Genomic DNA, 24,975 nt, shown 5'->3' with positions numbered 1-24,975 from the left:
TCCTGGTAGATGCTGATCAAATCAGCGGTTTTGGCTTAGCTTATGTTCCAGATTTGCGCGGACTGCAGGCCATTCGTGTTGGCAAATCGAATAGACCGCCGTGTCGCGCAGGGTACCGTTCGCCATGAGTGAATGATTCCGCAGTACACCGTCGAGTTTTGCGCCTAGCCGCTCGATCGCGTTACGCGATTGGTGGTTCATGAAGTGGGTACGGAACTCCACAGCGATACAAAATAGATCTTCAAACGCATGGCGCAACATCAAGAGTTTGCACTCGGTGTTGATTGGCGAGCGCTGGGCTGATTTGCGGTACCATGTGGATCCGATTTCGACGCGGCGGTTGGCGGGATCGGTGTTCATATAGGTGGTCATGCCGATGGCGCGTTCTGCGGTATCAAGAATCGCGAAGGGCGTCATATTGGGTTGTGCCAAGCGACGGGTGATTTCGGCCGGAACGCCCTCGGGGGCAGGAACGGTCGTGTACCAAAGGTTGTGTAGATCGCCATCGGCAGATGCATCGGCCAAATCGGCCGCATGATCAGGCGAGAGAGGCACAAGGTTGGCGTGGATGCCTTTGAGTGTGACGGGAGCGGGCCACATGGGACGTTCCTTTTTGGTGTTGTGGTGGGTTGCGGTCATCGACATCATGCGCTGAAGCCACAAACGCCGCCCTCCCCTTTTGGGGTTGGGCGGCGCAGTAAGGCGAGGGGAGTGCCTCGCCTTTGGGACAAGTGTTGGCGTTTAGCCGAAGATCTTTTTCAGTGCATTGTCGACCGCATTGGTGATCGCGTCGATATCGGCAGCTGTAGCGATGAGCGCTGGGGAGAAGGCGATCACATTGTTGCGGCCCGGTACGGAACGGTTAGCTGCGCCGATGATCACCCCTTGGGCGCCACAGTCAGCAACCACTGCTGCGATGTCGGCTTCGTCCACCGGTTCCTTGCTTTCGCGGTCCTTCACCAGCTCGCAGCCGAGGAACAAGCCTTTGCCGCGCACATCTCCGATGATCTCGTGCTTCTCCATCAACGCTTTGAGGTTGCCCATCATGCGTTCACCCATGGCTGTGCAGTTTTCCAGCAGGCCTTCTTCTTCAATAATGGCCATATTCTCCAATGCCGCCGCTGGGCCAGCGGTACAGCCTCCGAAGGTCGAGATATCGCGGAAGTGGTCGAGTTTGTCCGATGGGTCGGATTTGAAGTGCTCGAAAACTTCTTCGGTGGTTACAAGGCAGGAGATGGCGGCGTAGCCAGAGGCGACACCCTTGGCCATGGTCACGAAGTCAGGTTTCACGCCGTAATGCTGATAGCCGAACCAATGGGTGCCCGTGCGACCGATTCCGCAGACCACTTCGTCGATGTGCAGAAGAATGTCATACTTTTTGCAGATCTCCTGCACGCGTTCCCAGTAGCCTTCCGGTGGGGTAATCACGCCACCACCTGCAGTCACAGGTTCCAGACAGAGTGCACCAACAGTGTCTGGGCCTTCGCGCAGGATCACCTCTTCGATTTGGTTTGCCGCAGCGATGCCGAATTCGCGACCGGAAAGATGGCCAAGGCCCAGCTCATCTTTGCGATATTCCATGCAGTGTGGCACACGGACGAATCCCGGGGCGAAGGGACCATACTGTGCGTTGCGCTCGTCTTGTCCACCGGCCGACATCGCGGCGAGCGTGGAGCCGTGGTAATCGCGATCGCGGTAGAGAATCTTATGCTTTTTGCCGCCATATTTCTTGTGCGCGATCTGGCGGATCATTTTGAAGGCTTTCTCATTCGCCTCAGAGCCAGAGTTGCAGTAGTAGACGCGGCTCATGCCAGGCATCTTCTCAATCAGCTTTTCCGCATAAAGCGCACCTGGCACGTTGCCCGCGGCATTGGCGAAGTAACACATTTTCATAAGGTTTTCATGGACAGCGTTGGCGATGCGCTCACGGCCATAGCCAACATTGACCGTCCAGACAGCGCCGGACACAGCGTCAATGTACTCTTTGCCGTTTTGGTCCCAGACGCGCATGCCTTTGCCTTCGATAATGATGCGCGGGTCATTGGTTTCAAACGGTTTGTGCTGAACCAGATGATGCCAGACATGGGCCTTGTCGGCTTTGACGACGTGGCTGATATCGTTTTCTTTCAGAGTGCCGTCCATGGCTTAAGCCTCCTTGAAGTGGTGCAATCAGGGGTGTTGTGTGCGCCCTATTTGGGCGGTTCATGTAAGTTTGCACGACATCCTCGCGACTTTTTCAAGCATGTTTATAGGGCCAAAAGATTTGTCTGTATAAGGCCAGATTATCGAATTTTGCCGTTCTGAAATCCCATGTTTGGGCGTCAAATACCTATTTTATATGGTTTTCTACCAATTGGTCAAATAATTTTGAGGGGTGAAAGCCGTGTACCAGAGGCAGGCAATTCCCCAAAAAAACATTGATCGGTGGCCTAAATTCCGGTCGGATCAAGGAGGACGCAGATTGCCGATGATCAAAAAAGAGGCCAAACGCCCGAAGATCTCGAGTACAAACGCGCCATAACGACAACGGGAGAAAATACGATGAGCTTGAAAAAGACGCTGATGGGTGCCACCGCTGCTACCGCTATGATGATGGGCGCGCAGGCTGCGACTGCAGAGATCACAGTGGCCTACTTCCTCGAATGGCCGATGCCTTTCCAATACGCCAAGCAAATGGGCACCTATGAAGAAGCGCTGGGCACCGAGATCAACTGGGTCAGCTTCGATACAGGCACCGCAATGAGCGCTGCGATGGCGTCCGGCGACGTGCAAATCTCCGTCAGCCAAGGTGTGCCACCATTTGTTGTGGCGGCGTCTGCCGGCCAGGACATCCAGATTGTGGACGTGGCTGTGTCTTATTCTGACAACGACAACTGCGTTGTGGCGTCTGGTCTTGAGATCGATAAAGACAGTGCCGCTGAGCTGGCTGGCAAGAAAGTGGCTGTGCCGCTGGGCACTGCAGCGCACTACGGCTTCCTGAGCCAGATGAACCACTTCGGCGTAGACGTGGGCGGCATGGAAGTTGTCGACATGGCACCGGCAGAAGGCGCGGCTGCACTGGCGCAGGGTTCGCTGGATATGGCCTGTGGTTGGGGCGGCGCGTTGCGCCGCATGAAAGAGCACGGCAACGTTTTGCTGACTGGTGCAGAGAAAGAAGAGCTGGGTATTCTGGTGTTTGACGCCACCACCGCACCAGCTTCCTTCATCGCGGAAGAAAGTGAGATGCTGGCGAAGTTCCTGAAAGTGACCGCCGACGCAAACGCAATGTGGGCCGATGAAGCCAACCAAGCCAAAATGTTGCCGGTGATTGCCAAGGACGCGGGCATGGATGAAGAAGCCACTGCCGCGACACTCGCGACGTTTAAATTCCCAACGGTTGAAGAGCAGCTGGGTGATGCTTGGTTCGGCGGAACAGCACAAAACTTCATGAAAGGCGTTGCAGGCGTCTTTGTTGGCGCAGGCTCTATCCCGAGCGCGCTTGACAGCTATGAGGGCACCGTGAATACCGGTCCTCTGGAAGCGGCCAAAGGCCTGTAATTTCAAATCTTGAAGGCCCGCCTCGTTCTTGGCGGGCCTTTGTTTCACAGCCAGAAGATAGGGCGGGACAACCGCCAGTGCCCAGAAAAATGGGCGAACAAGCAGTTGGGAACCATGACCGGATTATCGATCGAAAACCTGTCCATGCGCTTTGATTTGCCCGATGGCGGGCATGTGCAAGCGCTCAAGGACGTGAGCCTTGATCTCAAGCAGGGCGAATTGCTGAGCGTGCTGGGGCCTTCGGGCTGCGGTAAAACCACGTTGCTGAATATTGTGGCCGGGTTCTTGGCACCTACCGAGGGACAGATCGTGATGAATGGGCATCAGGTCACAGGCCCGGATGCAGAACGCGGGATGGTGTTCCAACAAGGTGCGCTTTTTGAATGGATGAGCGTGCGGGACAATGTGAGCTTTGGCCCTGATATGAAAGGCATGCCAAAGTCGGAAAGCGCAGAGATCGTGGACCACCTTTTGGATGTGGTTGGTCTGCAGGATTTCAAAGAGAAGATGGTGTATGAGCTGTCAGGCGGCATGCAACAGCGTGTGGCGTTGGCCCGCTGTCTTGCGAATGACCCGGATGTGATCCTGATGGACGAGCCCTTGGGGGCCTTGGACGCCCTCACACGGGAGAAGATGCAGAGTCTTGTGCTCAAATTGTGGAAAGAGACGGGGAAGACGATCATTTTGATCACCCACTCAGTGGAAGAAGCACTCTTGCTGGGCGAGCGATTGTTGGTAATGGCGCCACGCCCCGGGCGCATTCACAAAGAATACCGGCTGCCCTTTGCAGATCTCGGCGTGGGAGCGGATTTGCGTGAGGTGAAGAAGCACCCTGATTACGCGCCGACGCGCGAAGAGATCCTCAACATGATCTGGAACATGGAAGAAGAGATCATGGGCCGTGCAGAGGGAGGCGCATAAGATGGGGCAGATATTTGCTGATCTTGGGGGCGAATTGGCGACCCTGTTTTTGTCGGTCCTTGGCGCGCTGCCGTATCTGGCACTCTATATTGGGTTGATCCTGTTTGCTCTGTTTGTCTACACGCAGATCAAGCAGCGCCTGTCTTCGCTTCAGGATTATACCTCACTGAAAACTGTGACTTTTGGCGACGAAAGTGCGGTGATTTCCAACAAAGCAGCCTCCGTGATTTCGGTGGTCTTAATCTTTGTGATTTGGGGATCGTTTACCGGCTCAAACTGGCTGCCGGGTTTCCTGCATGCGCCAGGTCCCTTTGTTGGCGAGGCAAGCTTCACCTACACACTTGAGGCCGAGGATGGCAAGACGGATGATGCGACTGTCAGCGTCATTGTGCATGAGGCCGGTCAGGTGCCTGCAGCACCAGAAGTCGCGCCAGGTGATGGCTTGGCCAAAGATGATGCGCTGGTGGTGCAGGCGTATCGCAGCAAACTGTTGCGATGGGATGCCAATGATGAGGTGACCCGCAAAGATGGCGCCAAGATTGTTGCCGTAGATGGTGCGCCGATCAGCCGTGACGCGGATGTCGATGTTGGCTTTGGCCGTGTGGCACTGACCGACAAGGGCACGCTGAACTTTGAACCGGCCAAAGGCATGCAGATGGAATCGATCTGGTTGCCTGCTCCAGAAAGCGTCTGGCAGCGCCTGATTTCTGTGAGCCGCGACGGTTATCAGAATGTCACGTTGGCAGAGCACCTGAGCTATTCACTGTTCCGAGTGATCGTTGGCTTCGCGCTGGGCGCGGCGGTTGGCATTCCGCTGGGTTACGCCATGGGCCTTTCGAACTGGTTCCGTGGTTGGTTTGACCCGATTGTGGAATTTATGCGCCCTGTGCCGCCGTTGGCTTTGATCCCGCTGGTGATCATCTGGGCTGGGATTGGCGAGCAGGGTAAGATCATCCTGCTCTTCCTCGCGGCACTTTGGATTATGGCGATCGGGGCGCGTTCCGGTGTGTCTGGCGTGAAGATTTCAAAGGTGCATGCGGCCTACTCTCTGGGTGCAAACAAACGCCAAATCCTGCGCCACGTGATCATTCCTAACTCTTTGCCCGAGATATTCACTGCCGCGCGTGTGGCGATGGGGGTTTGCTGGGGCACCGTTGTGGCCGCTGAACTGGTGGCCGCTGAGAAGGGCGTCGGTAAGATGATCGTGGCGGCGTCGAAGTTCCAGGACACGGATATCGTGCTGATGGGTATCATCCTGATTGGCATCATCGGATTTGGGATCGATATGCTGATGCGCTGGGGTGAGAAATATCTGGTGCCCTGGAAAGGCAAAGGGTGAATTCGTGGCTTTTCCCCTGCCACATCACAGATGTGGCAACCCCATGATTTTTGCAGAATGAGTAACATGAGGGCCGGTGCGGCGTGCGCCGGCCCTTTGTGATTTATGTGCCAAGGTTGACAAATGACGCCGAACCTATATGTGAAGCGCGTCGTTGCGCAGCCGCGTGAGCAGGCCGCGCCGCGCCCCACAGAGGGCCGACAGGCGCATCAGCGACAGTTTCGTTCCCATCACGCAGGGTTCTGACGGATAGGCCGGGTTGGCACGGAATGGGTCTGTGCAATGGCGGTGCTGTCAAACCTCTGGGCGGTCTCTGTGAAAGAGGCCGCTATTTGCCGTGCGCCAAAACGGGGTGCGGTGGAAAGGATATATCGTGGCGCAATTTGAAGAACTGGGCCTGTCTTCCACTCTTTTGAAAGGGTTGAAGAAGCACGGCTTTGATGCCCCAACCCCGATTCAGGCCAAGGCGATTCCGCTAGCGCTTGAAGGACATGACATTCTCGGCCTTGCGCAGACAGGCACCGGGAAATCGCTGGCCTTTGGCCTGCCGATGATGGATCGCCTGTTGGAACAGCCGGGCAAGCCCTTGCCCCGGTCGGTGAAAGCGCTGGTGCTGGCACCCACACGGGAGCTGGTCAATCAGATTGCGGACAACCTGCGCCCGCTGGTGCAGGGCACACCGATGAAGGTGATGACCGTGGTGGGCGGACAGTCGATCAACCGCCAGATTGCGATGCTGTCGCGTGGCACCGACATTCTGGTGGCGACGCCGGGGCGGCTGATTGATCTGCTGGACCGCAAGGAGATCAACCTGTCCACTGTTACCAACTTGGTGCTGGATGAAGCGGATCAGATGCTGGACATGGGCTTTATCCATGCCCTGCGCAAAATCGCACCGCATCTGGGCACGCCGCGCCAGACCATGCTGTTTTCGGCCACCATGCCCAAGCAGATGGAAGAGCTGAGCCAGAGCTATCTGACCAAGCCCAAGCGGGTGGAGATCGCGCCTCCGGGCAAGACCGCGGATAAGATCACGCAGAGCGTGGAGTATCTGGAGAAGGGCGAAAAACGTGTGCGCCTGCGGGAGATCCTGTCGGAGAACATGGGCGAGAGCACGCTGATTTTCTCGCGCACCAAACATGGTGCGGAGCGGATGATGAAGCAGCTTGTCGCTGACGGGTTCAACGCGGCTTCGATCCACGGCAACAAGAGCCAGGGGCAGCGGGACCGCGCGATCAAGGCGTTTCGCGATGGTGAGATCACCGTGCTGGTGGCGACAGATGTGGCGGCGCGCGGGATTGATATTCCGGTGATCTCGCTTGTGATCAACTTTGATCTGCCCAATGTGGCCGAAAGCTATGTGCACCGGATTGGCCGCACCGCGCGGGCGGGCCGTGATGGGCGCGCGATTTCCTTCTGTGCGCTGGATGAGCGCGACTATCTGAAGGACATCGAAAAGCTGATCGGGCGCAAGTTTGACCGCCCGACCGATGAGCTTCGGGAGATGAAGAAAGAATATGGCACCGGGCCACGTTCCGGTGGCGGCGGGCGCAAGCGCGGTGGCGGCAAACCCGGCGGTGGAAGGCCCGGCGGTGGCGCCAAACCTGCTGGCGGTCAGCCCAAAAGCGCGGCCAATGGCAATGACAAGCCCGGTGGCGGCCGCCCGCGTCGACGGCGCAACCGCTCGCGCAAGCCAGCCGCATAAATACAGCCTCAATAAAAAAGGCCGCAGCGGTGTGCTGCGGCCTTTTGTTTTGTTTAAGCCTTCCGGTCAGCCCATTGGCACGCCGGAGATCGCTTTGGTTTCGCAGAATTCCTCCAGACCCCAGCCGCCGCCTTCGCGGCCATTGCCGGATTGGCCGTAGCCGCCGAAGGGAGAGCCGTTGACGCGGCCCACGCCGTTGGTTTCCACCATACCGGAGCGCACCTGACGGGCCACGCGCAGGCGCTTTTCGTCATCCTGTGTCTGGATGTAGTTGGTGAGGCCATAGACCGTGTCATTGGCCATCTGAACCGCCTGCGCTTCGCTGTCAAAAGACGAGATCGCCAGCACCGGGCCGAAGATTTCTTCGCGGTAGATGGTCATCTCGGGGGTGACATCGGCAAAGACGGTGGGGCGCACATAGTAGCCCTTATTCACACCTTCCGGGCGGCCCAGACCACCGGCGACAAGGGTGGCACCCTCTTTGATGCCGGTTTCGATCAGGCTCTGGATTTTGTTGAACTGCAGCTCTGAGACCACCGGGCCGATGTGGCGGCCTGCCTCGGTGGTGGGCCCCACCTGCACAGCCTCAGCGGCGGCTTTGGCCTGATCCACGGCGGCGGCGTAGAAGCTGCTTTCCACCATCATGCGGGTGGGGGCGTTGCAGGATTGGCCGGAGTTTTGCATGCAGTGGATGACGCCGCGTTTCACGGCCTTTTCATCCGCATCCGCAAAGACGATGTTGGCGCCTTTACCGCCCAGTTCGAGGCTGACACGTTTGAGGGTGTCGGCGGCGGCTTTGGAAATGGCGATGCCGGCGCGGGTGGAGCCGGTGAAGCTGATCATATCCACATCGGGGTGGGATGATAGCTGGCTGCCGACGCCGATGCCATCGCCGTTGACCATGTTGAACACACCCGCAGGGAAGCCCGCTTCGTCCATCATCTCGGCAAAGACAATCGAGGAGAGTGGCGCGATTTCGGAGGGTTTGAGCACCATGGTGCAGCCCACCAGAAGCGCGGGGATGGCCTTCAGGAAGACCTGATTCATCGGCCAGTTCCATGGGGTGATCATGCCGCAGACGCCGATGGGCTCTTTTCGCATGCGGTCTGCGCCCATGGCGTACTCAAATTCAAACGTTTCTAGCGCCTCCAGGAAGCCGTCTAGATGCCAGGTGCCGCTACCCCATTGGCTGGTGGTTGCAAGATCAATTGGCGCACCCATTTCCGCACGCATCGCTTCCGCCATATCTGCACGGCGGGCGACGTAGATTTCGCGCAGTTTTTTGACCAGCGTGACACGGTCCTCAAGCGGAGTGTCTGCCCAAGCTGGAAAGGCCGCGCGTGCCGCAGCTACGGCGGCGTCAGTGTCCGCTTGATCGCCAAGCGAAATAACGGCGCAAGGTTCTTCGGTGGCCGGGTCAATGACATGGAGATCGTTGGCTTCTACGGGATCAACCCATTGGCCATTGATATAGAATTTGCGTTTGTCGATCATGGTGCACTCCCTCGCAATCTTGGACGCACTCTGCCTGCGGTACATATCCGGTGCAAGTCCGCGGGTATCGAATGCGACGCCGGGTCATCTATATTTGCTCTGCGAAATAAACACCCGTCTACAGGGGTGACGTTCCAAGGAGGTGGATGTACTCTGCGCGCGATCTGAATATTTGATTTAGATGAATTTCGATGCCGCCACACCCAGCGGGGCTTATTTGGGCAGGATGGCGAGATGCGATTAGAGCCCCATGACCAGGGAGAGACTAATGGGCCTGAGAATTAATGATGTTGTGCCAAACTTTACCGCCGAAACGGATCAGGGCACGATCACTTTCCATGATTGGATTGGGGACAGCTGGGCGATCCTGTTCTCCCACCCTAAAGACTTTACACCTGTCTGCACCACCGAGTTTGGTGCGGTTGCCCAGCTTGCCGATGAATGGGCAAAGCGTGGCACGAAGGTGATGGGCGTTTCTGTTGACGGTGTGGAAGATCACAAAGGCTGGAAGAAGGACATCGAGTCCTACGCTGGTGCAGATGCGGGTTTCCCGATCATCGCAGATGATGGACTGGCGGTGTCCAAAGCTTTTGATATGCTGCCAGCAGAGGCCTATTTGCCGGACGGGCGCACCCCTGCGGACAGCGCCACTGTGCGGTCCGTGTTTATCATCGGCCCGGACAAGCAGCTGAAGCTGTCGATGACCTATCCGATGAATGTGGGGCGCAATTTTGCAGAGATTCTGCGGGCACTTGAGGCTCTGCAGACCGCTGCGAAGGAGAATGTTGCGACGCCGGCGAACTGGACACCGGGTGGTGATGTCGTGATTCCGGTTGCCGTGAGTGATGAGGACGCAACGGCAAAATATGGTGCGTTCACAACGCACTTCCCGTATCTGCGCACAACCAAGCTGCCGGGTTAACTACGGCTGCCTTAAGATGTAAGCCTTTGTGAATAGGACTTTATTCTGACAAGAACAGCGCCAATCTATTAAGAAGCACCGTCAAATCTTGGCGGTGCTTTTTGCTTGGGTAATGCAAATACCCCTTGTCGCTTTATCCTAAAGGTTGTGCGATACGCTAAATTCTTAAGCGTTTGCGCGCTGCCCGCTGTGTGGCAGTTAATGTGCTGGAAAGACCTTTCCGCACAGATGTACGCATGACTAAGCCTCTCCAATTCCTCCCAGCGATTCTCGCTTCGGTATTCTGTCTGACAGTGACTCCTGTCCTGGCAGTGGTCGGTGCGCCTTTGACGGAGGGTGGACCGGTGGTGGTTGTGGCAGGTCCGGGAGCGGATCTGGAGGGCATTGTAAAAGCCTCCGGTGGCTGGCTGGTGGGCGTTTCCCGCGCCCCCATGGCTGTTATGGGAATGTCAGATAGCGCGAACTTTGAAGACAGACTGAAAGAAAATGGAGCATGGGCCATTTTGGACGGCAAGGCGCTGTCCTGGCTGTGTGGAGAACAAGCATGATCGAAAATCCAAAACTAATTCACTCGCAGCAAACCGGCGTGAAAGTCATGGCGATCCTGACTGCGTTTCTGGGTGCCCTCGTTGTGGGGGTCGCCGTTCTGCGTGGTGGCAATGTCATCGCGATGGGCGGATCGTCTGCGGTTTTGGTGGGGCTGGCGCTTTATGCGATGCGGCTGAACGGCAATATGGCTGCACGCCTGAGCGTTGCGGTTGCGGGTTCTGGCCAGATCATGGTGCTGCTTGCGGCCATGGCCGGGCATGCTTGGCAGCTTGATATCCACATGATGTTCTTTGCGATGCTGGCGATCACCACGGTGCTGGTGTGCCCGGTGTCGATACTGGTGGCCGCCGGGGTGATTGCGGTGCACCACCTTGCGCTGACGTTTCTCTTTCCGGCGCTGGTTTATCCCTCGGTGGAGCTGATCGGGAACATTGAGCGCACCGTGATTCATGCGGTGATCGTTGTGGCGGAAACCGCCATTCTGGTGGTTTCTGTGAACAATTACCGCAGGCAGCTTCAGGAGCTGGCCAAAGAGCAGCAGGCACAGCAGGATCTGATGGATACGCTGAATTCGGAAAAGGCGAGCATTGAGGCCAAGGACAAGGTGCAGTCTGATGTGGTGAACACCCTGCACGGCAAGCTGACTATGATCTCGGATGGCAATCTCGATGCCTATGTGCGTGAGCCATTTGAAAACAGCTATGAAGATCTGCGCAAGAGCTTCAATGCGTCTGTGGAATCCCTGAGCGGGATTGTGCGTTCTGTGACCACGATTTCCAACCAGATTGAGGTCGACAGCCGGGAGCTGCGTGAGGTGTCCTCGAATGTGGCGCATAGCACGGAGAAACAGGCAGGTGAGTTGCAGCATGTGACCGGTGCCGTGGAGCAGATTGCCGACGCTATGAAAGGCGCTGTTGAGAAGGCAATGGACACGCAGGCGCGGTTTGACAACACCACCAAGCTGACCCGTGAGGGCACCGAGGTTGTGCGCAAGGCGGTCACCACGATGGATGAGATCGAGGCGAGCTCGGCGCAGATTGACACGGTTGTCGCGCTGATCGAAGACATCGCCTTCCAGACCAATCTGCTGGCGCTGAACGCGGGCGTGGAAGCGGCGCGTGCCGGGGAAGCGGGCGCAGGGTTTGCGATTGTGGCCTCTGAAGTGCGCGAACTGGCGCATCGCTCGGCAGAAGCAGCGCAGAACATCAACGGGCTGATCAGCCAAAGCAACGGCCATGTGGCCAGCGGTGTGGCGCTGGTGCGTGAAGTGGGCGGCGCGCTGGAGACCATCCTGAACGATGTGAGCGAAGTGCGCACCAATATCGCCGAGATTTCGGAGATTTCCGACAAGCAGGCGCAATCTGTGTCGCAGATCCGCGACAGTATGCAGACCATCGGTTCCGAGACACAGGCCAATGCGGCGCGTTCTGAAGAGGCTTTTGCGGCGACCTCCAGCCTCGATATGTCGGTGGACCGTCTGGTGGATGGGCTGTCCGGCTTCCAGGTGGCTGAGGCAGACGCCGGTGCTGAGGCTGACGACGCTCAGGCCGTGGCTGCCGGGGATGTGGAGTTGTTTGGTGACGATGACGAGACGGTGGCAGCCGCCTGATACGCCACACATCGTTTGAAAGAAACAAGCCGCCTCGGGACTTCCGGGGCGGTTTTTCTGTGTCAGGGCGGGGCTGTGTGGCCCAACAAAAAAGCCCCGGCGTGTCCACCGGGGCTTTCTGATGTCAGAGAAGGAAGCGCTTAGTCTTCTTTCTTCTCCTTTTTCTCAAGAACGATCTCTTCGCCGGTTTCCTGATCCACAACTTTCATGGACAGGCGCACCTTGCCGCGGTCGTCAAAGCCAAGCAGTTTGACTTTCACTTCCTGACCTTCTTTCAGAACGTCAGACGGGTGGTTCAGGCGGCGGTTCTCGATCTGAGACACGTGCACCAAACCGTCGCGCTTGCCGAAGAAGTTCACGAAGGCACCGAAGTCGACGATTTTCACAACTTTACCGGTGTAAACCGCGCCTTCTTCCGGCTCTGCCACGATCGCGTGGATCATGTCATAGGCCTTCTGAATGGAATCGCCATTCGGGGAGGCGATCTTGATCACGCCTTCGTCGTTGATGTCGACTTTGGCGCCGGACACTTCGACGATCTCGCGGATCACTTTACCACCGGAGCCGATCACTTCGCGGATCTTGTCGGTTGGGATGTTCATGGTCTCGATGCGTGGCGCGTGGACGGAGAACTCGGATGCGCCGGAGAGAGATTTGTTCATCTCGCCCAGGATGTGCATACGGCCTTCTTTCGCCTGTGCCAGCGCTTTTTCCATGATCTCAGGTGTGATGCCTGCGACTTTGATGTCCATCTGCAGCGAGGTGATGCCGTTTTCGGTACCCGCCACTTTGAAGTCCATGTCGCCGAGGTGGTCTTCGTCACCCAGGATGTCGGTCAGGATCGCGTAGTCACCGCTGTCTTCCAGGATGAGGCCCATGGCCACACCGGCAACAGCAGATTTCAGAGGCACACCTGCGTCCATCATGGACAGGGAGCCACCGCAAACGGACGCCATGGAGGAAGACCCGTTGGATTCGGTGATTTCGGATACCACGCGCACAGTGTATGGGAAGTCGGTTGCCGCTGGCAGAACCGCCTGAAGCGCGCGCCATGCCAGCTTGCCGTGACCGATTTCACGACGGCCGGGGGAGCCCACGCGGCCAACTTCACCTACGGAGTAGGGAGGGAAGTTGTAGTGCAGCAGGAAGTTGGAGCGGAAGTTGCCGTGCAGCGCGTCGATGATCTGCTCGTCGTCGCCGGTGCCCAGAGTGGTCACAACGAGGCCCTGAGTTTCACCGCGGGTGAACAGAGCGGAGCCGTGGGTCCGTGGCAGCATGCCGGTTTCACAAACGATGTCGCGGACTTCGTCGGTTTTACGGCCGTCAATACGGACGCCGGTTTTCACTACGTCGCCACGCAGGATGCCTGCTTCGAGCTTCTTCAGCGCGGAACCGAGGTTTGCGTCTTCGAGTTGCTCTTCAGTCAGAGCCTCTTTGATCGCGTCACGGGCAGCGGCAACAGCGGAAGTGCGCTCTTGCTTGTCACGCAGAGCGAAAGCTGCACGCATTTGCTCTTCGCCAGCCGCTTTCACCGCGTCAAACAGCTCGGTGTACTCTGGTGGTTGGAAGTCAAACGGTTCTTTGGCGGCGTCTTCTGCCAGATCAATGATCAGGTCGATCACCGGCTGGATCTGCTCATGTGCAAAGGTTACAGCGCCAAGCATTTCTGCTTCGGTCAGCTCATAGGCCTCAGATTCAACCATCATCACGGCGTCTTTGGTGCCGGCCACAACCAGATCCAGACGCTGGTCCGGGTTGGAGCGCAGATCCTGCATGTCGTCAACGGTTGGGTTCAGAACGTATTCGCCGTCTTCAAAGCCCACACGTGCGCCCGCGATTGGGCCCATGAATGGTGCGCCGGAGATGGTCAGCGCGGCAGAAGCTGCGATCATCGCCACGATGTCCGGGTCGTTGACCAGATCGTGGGACAGCACGGTGCACATCACCAGAACTTCGTTTTTGAAGCCATCAACAAACAGCGGGCGGATCGGACGGTCGATCAGACGCGCGGTCAGGGTTTCTTTCTCAGTCGGGCGCGCTTCGCGCTTGAAGAAGCCACCCGGTACTTTACCGGCGGCGTAGTATTTCTCTTGGTAGTGTACGGTCAGCGGGAAAAAGTCCTGACCGGGCTTTGGTGCCTTTGCAAAGGTCACGTTGGCCATGACGGAGGTTTCGCCCAGAGTGGCGATCACGGTGCCGTCGGCCTGACGGGCCACTTTGCCCGTTTCCAGTGTGAGCGTCTCTTCGCCCCACTGCATGGATTTCTTTGTTACTTCGAACATCATCGTATCCTAGCTGGGAGCACTCCCGAGCGTATCCCGGGTCTCCCGTTTGAAATAGCGGCCCCATTGCCGCCGATCCCCCTTATCTTGCTTCGAGCGCCGGGATCAGAGCGCAAGCTTTCAGATGACCGGCCCATATCGGAAAATAAGGCTTTTGGAAACCAGATTTTGCGTAGGGTAAGCTTTGAAGGAGGCGCTTTTGGCGCGTTTTGCCCCTTGAGGGTTGCGACTATAGCGGGAGTCGCAACACATTGTTCACGAAGCAATCGTGGCAATTAACCATAAATTGGGCGAGATTGAGTTGGACTGATGCGGCTTGGGGGCTCGCCGTGTTCGATTCGAATTTGCGTGGATTAGGCGTGCGTATGAGAGACTATTTGATAAGAGCCCCATATACCCTTTTGTTGGCCATTGGCTTTGCCGTTGTGTTTCTTGTTGCGGGATGCGCGTCAACGCCTCCGCTTGAGGATATACCCAGTGTATCCTCCGAAGAGTCTTCGGAAACAGCTGTGCTCTCAAGCACAGCGGATGTTGTGGCCAAAAACGCTGTGGTGCCTCAAGAGAAGGAGGCACGTATCCTGGCGATGGGCGACAGCATGATGGCATGGCACAGCTTGACGCAGAAGTCTGTGTCACATGCCTTGGAAAATGCTCTCGGCGAACCCGTGGCAAGCAACGCAGTCAGCGGGGCACGTGTGCTTTATAAATTGCCGATTTCGGGAGCCATGGGCATGAAAATCGCCAGCCAGTATCGCAACGGCGCGTGGGATTGGGTGGTGCTTAATGGTGGTGGCAACGATCTTTGGCTTGGCTGTGGGTGCGGGAAGTGTACCCGTAAGTTGAACAAGCTTATCAGCGAAGATGGCAAACGTGGCGCAATACCGATGCTGGTTCAAGAACTACGTCAGAAAGGCGCGCAGGTGGCATGGGTTGGTTACTTGCGCAGTCCAGGGGTCTGGTCTCCGATTGAAAGCTGTCGCGACAATGGTGAGGCGCTTGAAGCGCGTATCGCCAAGCTTGCTGCACTGGACCGAGGGGTCCATTTTGTCTCTCTCGCGGATCTTGTCCCGCATGGAGATCGCAGTTTTCATAGCGGAGATATGATTCACCCGTCGCTGAAAGGCAGCCGCGAGATCGGCAAGCGTGTGGCGGCCGTGATCTCCACACACGACAAAGTCCAGTAGTCTACTAACGATCTGATTTGAATGGTAAGTCGCCGCGCCCCCCGGGTGCGGCGTCTTGCCTTTTGGGAGAATGATGACATGGCTTGCAATTGTTGACTAAATTTGTCAGATAGCGACTACCTAGCCAAGATACCCTTTCGATAGCTCTGGTTTCCAATTCTACGTGCGCGGTTTGTCGTCGTTTCAAATGACCAATCGCGCACGGTTCATTGTTGAGCTGAAAGGAAACACAATGGTTCATGCATTTCTGGGATTGTTGGCTGCAGATCAAACTGCGCAGGGCTTCGGGAGCGGATTGAAACCAGAATTGCGTGAGGCAATGGAAGCCAGCTTACGGTTTCCTGCAGCCGCAGCGTCTCCGATGCCAATCGCACCGATTGACCCAGCGGGTTTGCCTCAAAATGTAGTGTCGATTGTTTCTGCTAAAAACGATGGCAGGAAACGGGCATGAGTAAGATGGATCGAAACGTGCACTCCGTAAAAGCGCTGCGCACCATTGGGTGTGACGAGTTTGAGTATGGCCTGCTGCCCGTATTGCGTCACATCATGATAGGGCTGTCTGAAAGCGATCCGCGCGGTTGGGCGCGGGGGCAGGATATTGCGGTGGAGCGTTGGGGAGAGGCGATTGGTTTGCCCGTCGCGCATTTGCTCAATCGTGTGGCTCTGGCTCTTTTTGATAGCCGAGATGGTGGGCCTGAGATGATCGATCCGCTTTGCATCGAAACCCGCGAACATATGACAGATGATGAGATGCAAATCATGTCGATGCTGCATCACATGCGGCGTGACAAAGCCTCGGGCGCGCGCAGTGCGGTCGCTTTTGTTACGCGCGGGCGTATGGATCCAGATTTGATCCGCGCTGGTCTTGGTTTTGCCCACCGTTTTCCCGCAGGCGTCAAGCTTGCAAGCCGCAAGCTGGGCAAACCAAAACTCTCCGTTGTGGCGTAAGCCCGCCAAGCGCAGGCGCTAGGAGGCTTTCTTTGCGCCTGGCCGTTGGGTGATGCCAAAGGCTTTGCGTGCAGTCACAAGGCGCAGATCCTCTGGGTCCATTCCCATCGATAGTATGGTTTTGCGGTCATAGCGCGCACGGGCTTCGGCTTTGTCATGTGCCGTGCCGAAAAGTCGATCGATCCAGTCCAGACCAAAGCTGACCTGAAAAGTCGCGTGATGGTCCTGAAAGTGATGAGCGAGGTGCTTGCGGGTCACGTATTGGCCAAAGCGTCCCTTCTTTACGTTGAGGTGGGCCAGCGTGTGGCAGTATTCATAGGTAGCGAAGGCGATCACCGATCCCACAAAAAGCGCGATATAGGCGACGGTGAACGCGAGGCTTAAGCCCAGAATTGGCCAAAGCAGAAGGGTATGCAGCGCGATCGACAGGATCCCGAAACGCACTGGATACCAGTTATCTCCTCCGGTGAAGAATTCCGCATCTGAAGGGTACTCATGGTGGCCAATATGGCTGCGGTAGAGGTCGTTGAAGACGCTCTGATCTGTGGGAGGTTCGCGGTGCAACAGGAAACGGTGCATCAGGTATTCAACAAACAGCTGCGCGATGTAACCATAGACCAGCGCTAAAGGAACCCACCACGATAGGTTCTGCGTGATCAGCCAAAGACCAAACAGCCAGAATGGCAGCAAACGGTGCAGGCTGCCCATCCGGATCAAAACTGACAATGCGTCTTTCATGATGTCCTCTCCCTTTGACAGAAGAGTGTGTTGGCTGTTGCGGGGGCTGTCAAATTTGACTTTGCGTAAAGCTGACTGGTCCCCACAACGCAAAACGCCTGCTCAAGAGAGCAGGCGTTTCCGGTAATCTCGCAATGAGCGACGTCTTAGCGACGGATGCCCAGACGCTTGATCAGGTCCTGATAGCGTGCTTCGTCTTTGGCTTTGGTGTAGTCCAGAAGCTTACGACGCTGAGCAACCATTTTCAGAAGACCACGGCGGCCGTGGTTGTCTTTTTTGTGGGTTTTGAAGTGCTCAGTCAGGGTGTTGATGCGGGATGTCAGGATCGCAACCTGGACTTCCGGAGAACCGGTGTCGCCCTCTTTGGTCGCGAATTCTTTCATCAGGCGTGCTTTTTCTTCAACAGTGATCGACATCGGGGTCTCCTATATCAAAAGGTTTCGGGCACAAGCCGGGATGTCGTCCAGCAAGGTCCATAGAGAAATCCGCCGGAGAATCTCCGGTGGATGGGCGTATTTAGTCCTCAGAGGCCAAAAAGAAAAGGGTTTTGTGCGCTAGATCTCTCACAGATCCCAGGGTTCGGGCTGTTGGGCGTAGGAGATATAGAGCGGATGGCGGGGGTGGCCTGCTTTGGTGAGGCCCAGCGTGTGCATGGGTTTGTTCAGACCGGCGAGCACGTCGCGCATTTCAAAGCCGCGATTGAGATGGTCGCCATGGGCACCCCATGCGGCAAGGATGACATCGGCCCAGTCACAGCTTTCGGCCACGATGGCGTCATTGTCCGGGCCGGTCGGGGCCGGGTGGGCGCGCATTTTCTTGGGGTCGGTTTCGCGCAGGGCAAAGATATTGACCGCGCGAAAGCCGCCAAACCCCAGCGCGCGGGCGCGGCGTTCACAGCGCTCGATGGTGGGGTCGTTCTGCTGCTCGGTGGCCTTGGAAGGGTTGAGCATGATGAAAAGCACGCGCGGCTGCGCATCGTTCCAGACACGGGTCAGCGCATAGCGGTAGGTTTCGCAATCTGAATAGATCGCAGAGGAGGTGGCATCCTCTTTCTGAAAATGGCGCGTGATCATGGAGCAGCGACCAGGGTTATCCGGCTTTCACGAACACCCGGTTGGGGTGCAGCTCGCCCGCTTTGAAGATGCCCACGGCCACGGCCTCGCCCTCATAGCTGGCCCAGCATTCCTCGCCGTATTCCACATCATGAGCGATCACCATGCCGGGGTTGCCATTGCGCAGACGGGCGGCGCCGTCGGGGGTGGCTTTGACCTCGGTGAGCTCCTCAAGGCCCTGTTCAAGCGGGCGCAGGTGGGTGTCGAGCTCGGGCTGTTTGGCCATTTCGTCGATCTGCTCGATGGTGAGGCCATCGGCGGCGTCAAACGGGCCGGACCAGATGCGGCGCAGCTCGCGCACGTGGCCGTGACAGCCAAGTGCCGCGCCCAGATCACGGGCAATGGAGCGCACATAGCCGCCTTTGCCGCAGGTCATTTCAAGGGTGACGTGGTCTTCGTCCTCGCGGTCCACCATCACCAGCTCTTCGACCCAGAGCGGGCGGGCGGCAAGTTCCACATCCTCGCCGTCGCGGGCCAGTTTATAGGCGCGCTGGCCGTCGATTTTCACCGCGGAAAACTTGGGTGGCACCTGCATGATGTCGCCCACAAACTGACCCAACGCAGCTTTGATATCCTCGTCAGAGGGGCGCAGATCGGATTGGGCAATCACTTCGCCTTCGGCATCGTCGGTGTTGGTGGCCTGACCCAGACGCACGGTGAAAGTATAGGCCTTCAGCGCATCGGTGATGAAAGGCACAGTTTTGGTGGCCTCGCCAAGGGCCACGGCAAGCACACCGGTGGCATCGGGATCAAGGGTGCCTGCGTGGCCTGCTTTCTTCGCGTCAAAGGCCCAGCGGACCTTATTGACCACAGAGGTGGAGGTCATGCCTGCGGGCTTGTCGACCACGAGCCAGCCAGAAATATCACGTCCCTTGCGCTTACGCCCCATGACCTAACCTTTGTCTTTTTGGAAGTGTGGTGGAAGCGGCGGCGTAGCGGATTGGAAGCTGGGTGTCAATTTGACCCTGTGAGCTGAGTGAGAGAATCAGAGCGCACCTTAAAAAGATTGCAGCCTGTATATAAAGTTTCAGAGTCAATGCATGGTTTCAACTCGCAGACATCAACACTCTCTAGGGTTTAGTTGTTTGTTGAGGGGAAATTGACGAAGCAACTTTGAATTGAGAGTCGGGTCGTTTTCTCTGTTCAGCCGAAAAATCCATAAGTCTCTGAAACAAAACCATAGTTTTCTAGATGTGTGATTATTAGTCCAAACCAGCTCAAATTAGATTGAAAATGAACACCCTTAGGTATCCGTGCCAAAAGCCGATTAACGGAAACTTATGACGGTGATTCAGAGACTGTGAAGATCAGCGAACCGGAGATCTTTACATGTTTTTCAGAAACACGATGCTCGCGGCAGCCACAATTGCCGCTTTGCCTTTGTTTGCCCATGCAGAGCAAGGCATAACCGATACCAGCGTGACCTTTGCACAGGTCGCTGCGTTGGACGGACCAGCTGCTGCACTTGGCACAGGTATGCGCCTTGGCATCATGGCAGCTTTTGAGGAGGCGAATGCTGCGGGCGGCGTGCATGGTCGCATGCTGAAACTGGAAAGCATGGATGATGGCTATGAGCCGGATCGTTCTGCTACTTTGGTCAAATCTGTCGTGGAAGGGAACAATCATATTGGCTTGATTGGCCCCGTTGGCACGCCAACATCCTCAGCGACACAACCGATCGCCACGGAAGCCAACATGCCCTTTATTGGCCCATTCACAGGCGCCGGTTTTTTGCGCGACGCGAGCCATGGCAATATATTCAATGTGCGCGCAACCTATGCCGCCGAAACAGAAGCGTGGATCGAATACCTTGTTGACCAGCAAGGGCTGAAAAACATCGCGATCCTCTATCAAGACGATGGCTTTGGTCGTGTGGGCTTGGCCGGCGTGAATGCTGCGCTTGAAAAACGCAGTATGAGCCTTGCGGCAGAGGGCACCTATACCCGTAACACAGTTGCCGTAAAAAAGGCGCTTCTGTCGATCCGCAAGGCCAAGCCAGATGCCGTCGTGATGGTTGGAGCTTTCAAGCCGGTCGCTGAATTTATCAAGTTGGCGCGGAAGATGAAGATCGATGCGGAGTTCGTTAATATTTCATTCGTGGGCTCATCCGCATTGGCCAATGAATTGGGTGCAGATGGTGAGGGCGTGATTATCAGTCAGGTGGTGCCATTTCCGTGGGACGCCTCTATCCCTGTCGTGGCGCAGTACACCGAAGCACTGGCGGCAGTGGATGCAGAAGAGAAGCCGGGTTTTGTGACGCTGGAAGGCTACATGGTCGGACGCCTGGCGATCGAAGGGCTGAATGCAGCTGGCAAATCTCTGACACGCGAAAGTTTTCTGGCGGCTATGGCAAGACTTGAAGCTGTCGATCTAGGTGGTGTGACCATGACTTTCGGCGCGGGCGACAATCAGGGCATGGACGATGTCTTCCTGACCCGTATCGCTGCTGATGGCAGCTTTACACCTATTGTCGCTGCAGGCGGTTCTTAAAACGCAAGTTCGTGAAAATGCCAAATTGCCCCGCTTGTTTTCGCGGGGCACTTCGCCAAAAGATTATCTAGAGGTATGACCATGCTCCGCTCACGAGCGTCTCAGATTTTACGCCGACTGAATGTCCTGTCGAGCATACGCGGTAAAATCACCTTCCTATTGCTTACGCTCATGGCTGTCGCTTTTGGTGCTGGCTATGTGAATTATCAGTCCTTTGATCGTGTTGATCAAAGTGTGCGCCAGATGACGGAGAGCGATCTCCCAAAGCTGGCGCAAAGCAACGCTCTGATTATGTCGGCCAACAACACCAAAGATGCGATGATCGCTGTGTTGGTGGCCAATAATGCTGAAGAGCTGGAAGCCGCTTCGCAAAAAGTGCGCGCTTCGAGCGCGGAGCTTACGTATGCCGTGGATAGCTTGCCTGAAGAAGTGAAAGCCGAATTTGAGGCCGATCTAACACAAGTGCGTAATACGTTGCGCACTTCGATCTCAGCCCGCACAACAGCTTTTGAAAGCACAGCCCAATCCAATGCAATGATTGCGGACCTGCAAGCTGCAGGAGCGGCCTTGACCGGTGCATTGCTGGAAATTGCTGACGACGCCTATTTTGACATTGTGGTGCAGGGCGAGGATACGATGACCTCAATTGATGCCACATTGCTTGATTTGGTCGACACACGCTTTGCAACGCTACAGGCACTATTGGACACGCGCGCTGAGATCAATTTTTTGACGGGGGTGTCTTTGGCGATGTCGACGTCCAAAGATCGCTCGATGCGCTCGATACTGTCGGATCTCGGAATTTCGTCGCACAACCGCTTGAAAGAAGCGCTTACCACTCTGGAGGGTTTTGAAGCTGGTGCGCCGGTAGCGGACTCTTTGCAGGAAGTCTCTGCCGGATTGCTCAAAGCGATTTCAGCAGGCCTGATTGGCCGAGGTGTGCCACGCGATGAGGTTTTGGCCATTCGCCAGCGCGCGGACGCCATTCTTGTGAGCGCCGTAGACGACATGCTATTTGAGCTAACAATCGCGGCTGACGATGCCGCGACTGGGAACCGAGAAGCTATCCAAGGGCTTCTTGATAACGAAGTGGCATTTATGAATGCGCTTCTGGAGATCAACTCCGCGCTTGGTGTCTTCCAGAGTGATGCTTTGAAAGTTGTGACCGCCCATACAGTTGATGCTGCGATGCGCGAAGAAAAGGCTATGTCTGCGGCCGCTCAGAAATTGGTGTCATATCGGGATTTTGGAGATGGGCGCATCGCTGAGATGATCGACCAAATCACCGCAATTGCAGAGCCTGGGCTGGGGCTTGCCTCGTTCCGTATCGCGTCTATCGAAGCGGATGGTTCAGCGACCGAAGCGGCCAACGAAACGGTGGATGCTGTGCTCAAGATTGCTGGTCAGGCCTCCATGCGTGGTTTGGAAAGCCAAGGCACCATAACCACTCAGGCCAAAGCGCTCGCTGCCGATGCATCGCAGGTGAAAGAACACCTCATGCTCATGGGCTGGGCAGCGCTTGGGTTGGTCGGTGTTGCGCTTCTGCTCAGCTACGTGTTGATCAGCCGTCCGTTGAATGCGATCAGCAAAACCACCGAGCGCCTGTCTCAGGGGGATATGAGCCCTGTCGAAGGGTTCGAACGGGCGAGTGATGAGATCGCGCGAATAGCGAATGCGCTAAAGGTTTTCCGTGACGGTCTTGTCGAGAAAGAAGAAAATACGCGGGTTGCCGAAGCGGAGCGCGAAAAGAACCGAGCCGAGCAGATGGCGGCTGTGGATGCGATTGGCACCGGATTGGCGAAATTGGCCGATGGTGATCTGAGTTATCGTATCGAAGCAGAGTTGACCGCGGGCTATGCCAAGCTGAAAGATGATTTCAACACAACTGCCGAAACGCTGAATGAAACCGTTCAGGAAGTGGTCAGCGTGGCAGAGTCGATCCGTAACGGTTCCGCTGAGATCAGTCAGGCCTCCAACGATTTGGCGTATCGCACCGAAAGTCAGGCGGCAACGCTTGAGGAAACGGCATCTTCTATCGAAGCGTTGACCAACAGCGTGCAATCCGCTGCGAGTGGCTCACAGGATGCGGCCATCACGACTGAGAACGCGCGCGATGAAACTGCGCAAAGCCGTAAGGTGGTCGAAGATGCCGTCTTGGCGATGCAGGATATCGAAACCAGTTCTGCACAGATTGCGCAGATCATTGGCGTGATCGACGACATCGCATTCCAAACCAACCTGTTGGCATTGAATGCAGGGGTTGAGGCTGCACGCGCCGGAGATGCCGGACGTGGCTTTGCCGTTGTTGCATCTGAAGTGCGCAGCCTGTCGCATCGTACAACGGATTCAGCGAGCGAAATCAAAGACCTGATTTCCAAGAGCACGCAACAGGTCGAGCACGGTGTGGATTTGGTCGCCAAAACAGGCGAAGCCCTGCGCAGTATTTCTGACCGCGTGAGCCATATCTCAGGGCTCGTGGGTCATATTGCGGAATCCTCGGCGTCTCAGGCAAACGGATTGTCAGAGGCTAACAAATCAGTGTCACAGCTGGATCAAGTGACGCAGCAAAATGCTGTGATGGTCGAAGAAACAAGCGCTGCGGGCCAACTTTTGAGCCAGAACGCAGAAAGGCTCTCCGGCCTCATGTCGCACTTTGCTGTTTCCAATTCTTCGGAACTGTCCGCAGACGAAGAGGATTGGGAAGAAAATCAAGAGCCTCAGTGGGCAGCTGAGTAAAGCCTGCTGTGCTCTTGACACATAAAGGGCGCTGAGATGATCAGCGCCCTTTCGCGTTTTCTATGGGCCCGATTACTCGGTTGGACCTAGGGCTGAGAGGCCTTTGAGGATATCGAGCGCATAGGCGAGCTGATAATCCTCTTCGCGCAGCTTGGCCGCGGCTTCAGCTTTCTCGCGATCTTCTTCGATCTGGCGCCGTTCGTCCTCAGTCAGGCTGTCGTTGTTGAGGCTGCCACGCAGATCCGCTTCACTGCGGATGTTGCGGTTGGTTTCCTCTTCATCCTCTGTCTCCGGTGCACGGCGCGGCTGTTCCACAACGATGTCCGGGCTGACGCCGAGGGCTTGGATGGAGCGGCCAGACGGCGTGTAATAGCGCGCGGTCGTGAGACGCATCGCGCCATCACCTCGCAGCGGCATCACAGTCTGCACAGAACCTTTGCCAAAGCTCTTGGTGCCAACAATAATTGCGCGGCGATGGTCCTGCAGGGCGCCAGCCACAATTTCTGATGCAGATGCAGAGCCGCCGTTGATCAGCACGACAATCGGTTTGCCTTCAGCCAGATCGCCGGGTGTCGCGTTGTAGCGCTCGCCATCTTGTGGATTCCGGCCGCGGGTCGAGACGATCTCACCCTTTTCAAGGAAGCTGTCAGACACGCTGATCGCCTGGGTCAGCAAGCCGCCTGGGTTGTTACGCAGATCCAGAACGATGCCGTTGATGTTTTCCATGCCACCAAGTTCCTCAACTTGTTTGGCAAAGCCACTTTCAAGGTTCGGAGTGGTTTGGTCATTAAACGTGGTCACACGTAGAACAACGCTGTCACCCTCGGTGCGGGAGCGTACGGCAGTGAGCTTGATGGTGTCACGGATGATGGTGACGTCAAACGGTTCGGGTTCACCTTCGCGCACCACTGTGATCACGATCTCGCTGCCCACCGGGCCGCGCATACGTTCAACTGCTTCATCAAGGTTTAGGCCCAGAACGCTTTCGCCATCTACGTGGGTGATAAAATCACCTGCTTCGATGCCGGCGGAGGCGGCCGGCGTGTCGTCGATTGGAGAGACGACTTTTACAAAGCCCTCTTCCTGCGTGACTTCGATGCCCAGCCCGCCAAATTCGCCGCGTGTTTGCACGCGCATGTCGCTTGCGTCATCCGGAGAGAGGTAGCTGGAGTGAGGGTCGAGCGACGTCAGCATGCCGTTGATTGCTGCTTCGATCAGGTCACCCTCGTCCACTTCTTCAACATATTGAATGCGAATGCGTTCAAAGATGTCGCCAAACAGGTCCAGCTGTTCATAGACGTTGGTCTTGCGCTCGCTTTCTTGCGCCAGGAGTGGCCCGGCCACCTGAGTGGTGACCAAAAGCCCCGCCACGATGCCTCCTGCTGCGGCGGCGACGAATTTCTTCATTG

At 56.6% G+C, this 24,975-nt stretch carries 21 protein-coding genes; 12 read left to right on the top strand and 9 right to left on the bottom strand.

What is annotated here, in order from left to right; all coding sequences use genetic code 11:
• Window positions 1-21: 21 nt before the first annotated feature.
• Window positions 22-600: a GNAT family N-acetyltransferase gene (locus tag ACO07T_RS09720; RefSeq protein WP_422049346.1), complete on the bottom strand. Its 579-nt coding sequence runs from the start codon at window positions 598-600 to the stop codon at window positions 22-24.
• Between the two features lie 141 nt (window positions 601-741).
• A complete protein-coding gene (locus ACO07T_RS09715) occupies window positions 742-2,142 on the bottom strand; it encodes an aspartate aminotransferase family protein (protein WP_422049224.1) in 1,401 nt (466 codons plus the stop codon).
• A gap of 399 nt (window positions 2,143-2,541) precedes the next feature.
• On the opposite strand from ACO07T_RS09715, the gene ACO07T_RS09710 reads away from it, so the two are divergent.
• The 4 genes from ACO07T_RS09710 to ACO07T_RS09695 all read left to right on the top strand — a co-directional run bounded on the left by ACO07T_RS09710 (window position 2,542) and on the right by ACO07T_RS09695 (window position 7,502).
• On the top strand, window positions 2,542-3,537 hold the full coding sequence (locus ACO07T_RS09710) for an ABC transporter substrate-binding protein (RefSeq protein ID WP_422049223.1): 996 nt from the start codon (window positions 2,542-2,544) through the stop codon (window positions 3,535-3,537).
• 114 nt (window positions 3,538-3,651) lie between these two features.
• Window positions 3,652-4,458, top strand: a complete 807-nt coding sequence (locus tag ACO07T_RS09705) for an ABC transporter ATP-binding protein (protein WP_209076734.1) — start codon at window positions 3,652-3,654, stop codon at window positions 4,456-4,458.
• 1 nt (window position 4,459) lies between these two features.
• Entirely contained in the window at window positions 4,460-5,797 is a 1,338-nt protein-coding gene (locus ACO07T_RS09700) for an ABC transporter permease (protein ID WP_422049222.1), read from the top strand.
• A gap of 373 nt (window positions 5,798-6,170) precedes the next feature.
• The gene (locus ACO07T_RS09695) at window positions 6,171-7,502 is read left to right on the top strand and encodes a DEAD/DEAH box helicase (RefSeq protein ID WP_422049221.1); all 1,332 of its coding nucleotides are present in this window, start codon (window positions 6,171-6,173) and stop codon (window positions 7,500-7,502) included.
• 66 nt (window positions 7,503-7,568) lie between these two features.
• On the opposite strand, the gene ACO07T_RS09690 is transcribed toward ACO07T_RS09695, so the two are convergent.
• Complete coding sequence (locus tag ACO07T_RS09690) at window positions 7,569-8,996, bottom strand: aldehyde dehydrogenase family protein (protein WP_422049220.1); 1,428 nt, start codon at window positions 8,994-8,996, stop codon at window positions 7,569-7,571.
• A 268-nt stretch (window positions 8,997-9,264) separates the two neighbouring features.
• Between ACO07T_RS09690 and ACO07T_RS09685 the strand changes: the two genes are divergently transcribed.
• From ACO07T_RS09685 to ACO07T_RS09675, 3 genes are all read left to right on the top strand, one after another.
• On the top strand, window positions 9,265-9,918 hold the full coding sequence (locus ACO07T_RS09685) for a peroxiredoxin (RefSeq protein ID WP_209076747.1): 654 nt from the start codon (window positions 9,265-9,267) through the stop codon (window positions 9,916-9,918).
• A 236-nt stretch (window positions 9,919-10,154) separates the two neighbouring features.
• On the top strand, window positions 10,155-10,466 hold the full coding sequence (locus ACO07T_RS09680) for a hypothetical protein (RefSeq protein ID WP_209076750.1): 312 nt from the start codon (window positions 10,155-10,157) through the stop codon (window positions 10,464-10,466).
• Window positions 10,463-12,076, top strand: coding sequence for a methyl-accepting chemotaxis protein (locus tag ACO07T_RS09675; protein ID WP_422049219.1), 1,614 nt, complete (start codon window positions 10,463-10,465; stop codon window positions 12,074-12,076). Before ACO07T_RS09680 ends, ACO07T_RS09675 begins: the two co-directional genes overlap by 4 nt.
• A 140-nt stretch (window positions 12,077-12,216) precedes the next feature.
• Here ACO07T_RS09675 and pnp read toward each other — a convergent pair whose 3' ends face one another.
• Complete coding sequence (gene pnp, locus ACO07T_RS09670) at window positions 12,217-14,358, bottom strand: polyribonucleotide nucleotidyltransferase (protein ID WP_422049218.1); 2,142 nt, start codon at window positions 14,356-14,358, stop codon at window positions 12,217-12,219.
• Between the two features lie 251 nt (window positions 14,359-14,609).
• Here pnp and ACO07T_RS09665 point away from each other — a divergent pair, with 251 nt between their 5' ends.
• The 3 genes from ACO07T_RS09665 (at window position 14,610) to ACO07T_RS09655 (ending at window position 16,490) form a co-directional block, all read left to right on the top strand.
• On the top strand, window positions 14,610-15,542 hold the full coding sequence (locus ACO07T_RS09665) for an SGNH/GDSL hydrolase family protein (RefSeq protein WP_422049217.1): 933 nt from the start codon (window positions 14,610-14,612) through the stop codon (window positions 15,540-15,542).
• A gap of 232 nt (window positions 15,543-15,774) precedes the next feature.
• Window positions 15,775-15,993, top strand: coding sequence for a hypothetical protein (locus ACO07T_RS09660; RefSeq protein ID WP_422049216.1), 219 nt, complete (start codon window positions 15,775-15,777; stop codon window positions 15,991-15,993).
• Window positions 15,990-16,490, top strand: a complete 501-nt coding sequence (locus tag ACO07T_RS09655) for a hypothetical protein (RefSeq protein WP_422049215.1) — start codon at window positions 15,990-15,992, stop codon at window positions 16,488-16,490. The genes ACO07T_RS09660 and ACO07T_RS09655 overlap by 4 nt, the downstream gene beginning before the upstream one ends.
• A gap of 18 nt (window positions 16,491-16,508) precedes the next feature.
• On the opposite strand, the gene ACO07T_RS09650 is transcribed toward ACO07T_RS09655, so the two are convergent.
• From ACO07T_RS09650 to truB, 4 genes are all read right to left on the bottom strand, one after another.
• Window positions 16,509-17,228: a sterol desaturase family protein gene (locus ACO07T_RS09650; protein ID WP_422049214.1), complete on the bottom strand. Its 720-nt coding sequence runs from the start codon at window positions 17,226-17,228 to the stop codon at window positions 16,509-16,511.
• Between the two features lie 146 nt (window positions 17,229-17,374).
• A complete protein-coding gene (rpsO, locus tag ACO07T_RS09645; RefSeq protein ID WP_209058765.1) occupies window positions 17,375-17,644 on the bottom strand; it encodes a 30S ribosomal protein S15 in 270 nt (89 codons plus the stop codon).
• Window positions 17,645-17,791: 147 nt separating this feature from the next.
• Window positions 17,792-18,301, bottom strand: coding sequence for a DUF1643 domain-containing protein (locus tag ACO07T_RS09640; RefSeq protein ID WP_422049213.1), 510 nt, complete (start codon window positions 18,299-18,301; stop codon window positions 17,792-17,794).
• 16 nt (window positions 18,302-18,317) lie between these two features.
• Window positions 18,318-19,229, bottom strand: coding sequence for a tRNA pseudouridine(55) synthase TruB (gene truB / locus ACO07T_RS09635; RefSeq protein WP_422049212.1), 912 nt, complete (start codon window positions 19,227-19,229; stop codon window positions 18,318-18,320).
• Window positions 19,230-19,669: 440 nt separating this feature from the next.
• On the opposite strand from truB, the gene ACO07T_RS09630 reads away from it, so the two are divergent.
• Window positions 19,670-20,830, top strand: a complete 1,161-nt coding sequence (locus ACO07T_RS09630; protein WP_422049211.1) for an ABC transporter substrate-binding protein — start codon at window positions 19,670-19,672, stop codon at window positions 20,828-20,830.
• Between the two features lie 81 nt (window positions 20,831-20,911).
• Complete coding sequence (locus ACO07T_RS09625; protein ID WP_422049210.1) at window positions 20,912-23,566, top strand: methyl-accepting chemotaxis protein; 2,655 nt, start codon at window positions 20,912-20,914, stop codon at window positions 23,564-23,566.
• Between the two features lie 72 nt (window positions 23,567-23,638).
• Here the strand turns inward: ACO07T_RS09625 and ACO07T_RS09620 are convergent, their stop codons facing one another.
• Window positions 23,639-24,973: a S41 family peptidase gene (locus ACO07T_RS09620; RefSeq protein WP_422049209.1), complete on the bottom strand. Its 1,335-nt coding sequence runs from the start codon at window positions 24,971-24,973 to the stop codon at window positions 23,639-23,641.
• Window positions 24,974-24,975: the final 2 nt, after the last annotated feature.

Origin of the sequence: Shimia sp. (genome assembly GCF_965227725.1) — a bacterium.
Classification (GTDB): Bacteria; Pseudomonadota; Alphaproteobacteria; order Rhodobacterales; family Rhodobacteraceae; genus Shimia.
Note: the sequence above shows the minus strand (reverse complement) of the source record. Positions and strands in the feature narration are given on the sequence as shown.

What these genes read in the sequence shown, in the direction of transcription:
- ACO07T_RS09650 (WP_422049214.1), bottom strand. Translation starts at nt 17,228, where the DNA reads ATGAAAGACGCATTGTCAGTTTTGATCCGGATGGGCAGCCTGCACCGT.
- ACO07T_RS09715 (WP_422049224.1), bottom strand. Translation starts at nt 2,142, where the DNA reads ATGGACGGCACTCTGAAAGAAAACGATATCAGCCACGTCGTCAAAGCC.
- ACO07T_RS09655 (WP_422049215.1), top strand. Translation starts at nt 15,990, where the DNA reads ATGAGTAAGATGGATCGAAACGTGCACTCCGTAAAAGCGCTGCGCACC.
- ACO07T_RS09690 (WP_422049220.1), bottom strand. Translation starts at nt 8,996, where the DNA reads ATGATCGACAAACGCAAATTCTATATCAATGGCCAATGGGTTGATCCC.
- ACO07T_RS09640 (WP_422049213.1), bottom strand. Translation starts at nt 18,301, where the DNA reads ATGATCACGCGCCATTTTCAGAAAGAGGATGCCACCTCCTCTGCGATC.
- ACO07T_RS09660 (WP_422049216.1), top strand. Translation starts at nt 15,775, where the DNA reads ATGGTTCATGCATTTCTGGGATTGTTGGCTGCAGATCAAACTGCGCAG.
- ACO07T_RS09630 (WP_422049211.1), top strand. Translation starts at nt 19,670, where the DNA reads ATGTTTTTCAGAAACACGATGCTCGCGGCAGCCACAATTGCCGCTTTG.
- ACO07T_RS09720 (WP_422049346.1), bottom strand. Translation starts at nt 600, where the DNA reads ATGTGGCCCGCTCCCGTCACACTCAAAGGCATCCACGCCAACCTTGTG.
- ACO07T_RS09620 (WP_422049209.1), bottom strand. Translation starts at nt 24,973, where the DNA reads ATGAAGAAATTCGTCGCCGCCGCAGCAGGAGGCATCGTGGCGGGGCTT.
- ACO07T_RS09710 (WP_422049223.1), top strand. Translation starts at nt 2,542, where the DNA reads ATGAGCTTGAAAAAGACGCTGATGGGTGCCACCGCTGCTACCGCTATG.
- ACO07T_RS09700 (WP_422049222.1), top strand. Translation starts at nt 4,460, where the DNA reads ATGGGGCAGATATTTGCTGATCTTGGGGGCGAATTGGCGACCCTGTTT.
- rpsO (WP_209058765.1), bottom strand. Translation starts at nt 17,644, where the DNA reads ATGTCGATCACTGTTGAAGAAAAAGCACGCCTGATGAAAGAATTCGCG.
- ACO07T_RS09705 (WP_209076734.1), top strand. Translation starts at nt 3,652, where the DNA reads ATGACCGGATTATCGATCGAAAACCTGTCCATGCGCTTTGATTTGCCC.
- ACO07T_RS09685 (WP_209076747.1), top strand. Translation starts at nt 9,265, where the DNA reads ATGGGCCTGAGAATTAATGATGTTGTGCCAAACTTTACCGCCGAAACG.
- truB (WP_422049212.1), bottom strand. Translation starts at nt 19,229, where the DNA reads ATGGGGCGTAAGCGCAAGGGACGTGATATTTCTGGCTGGCTCGTGGTC.
- ACO07T_RS09675 (WP_422049219.1), top strand. Translation starts at nt 10,463, where the DNA reads ATGATCGAAAATCCAAAACTAATTCACTCGCAGCAAACCGGCGTGAAA.
- pnp (WP_422049218.1), bottom strand. Translation starts at nt 14,358, where the DNA reads ATGTTCGAAGTAACAAAGAAATCCATGCAGTGGGGCGAAGAGACGCTC.
- ACO07T_RS09680 (WP_209076750.1), top strand. Translation starts at nt 10,155, where the DNA reads ATGACTAAGCCTCTCCAATTCCTCCCAGCGATTCTCGCTTCGGTATTC.
- ACO07T_RS09625 (WP_422049210.1), top strand. Translation starts at nt 20,912, where the DNA reads ATGCTCCGCTCACGAGCGTCTCAGATTTTACGCCGACTGAATGTCCTG.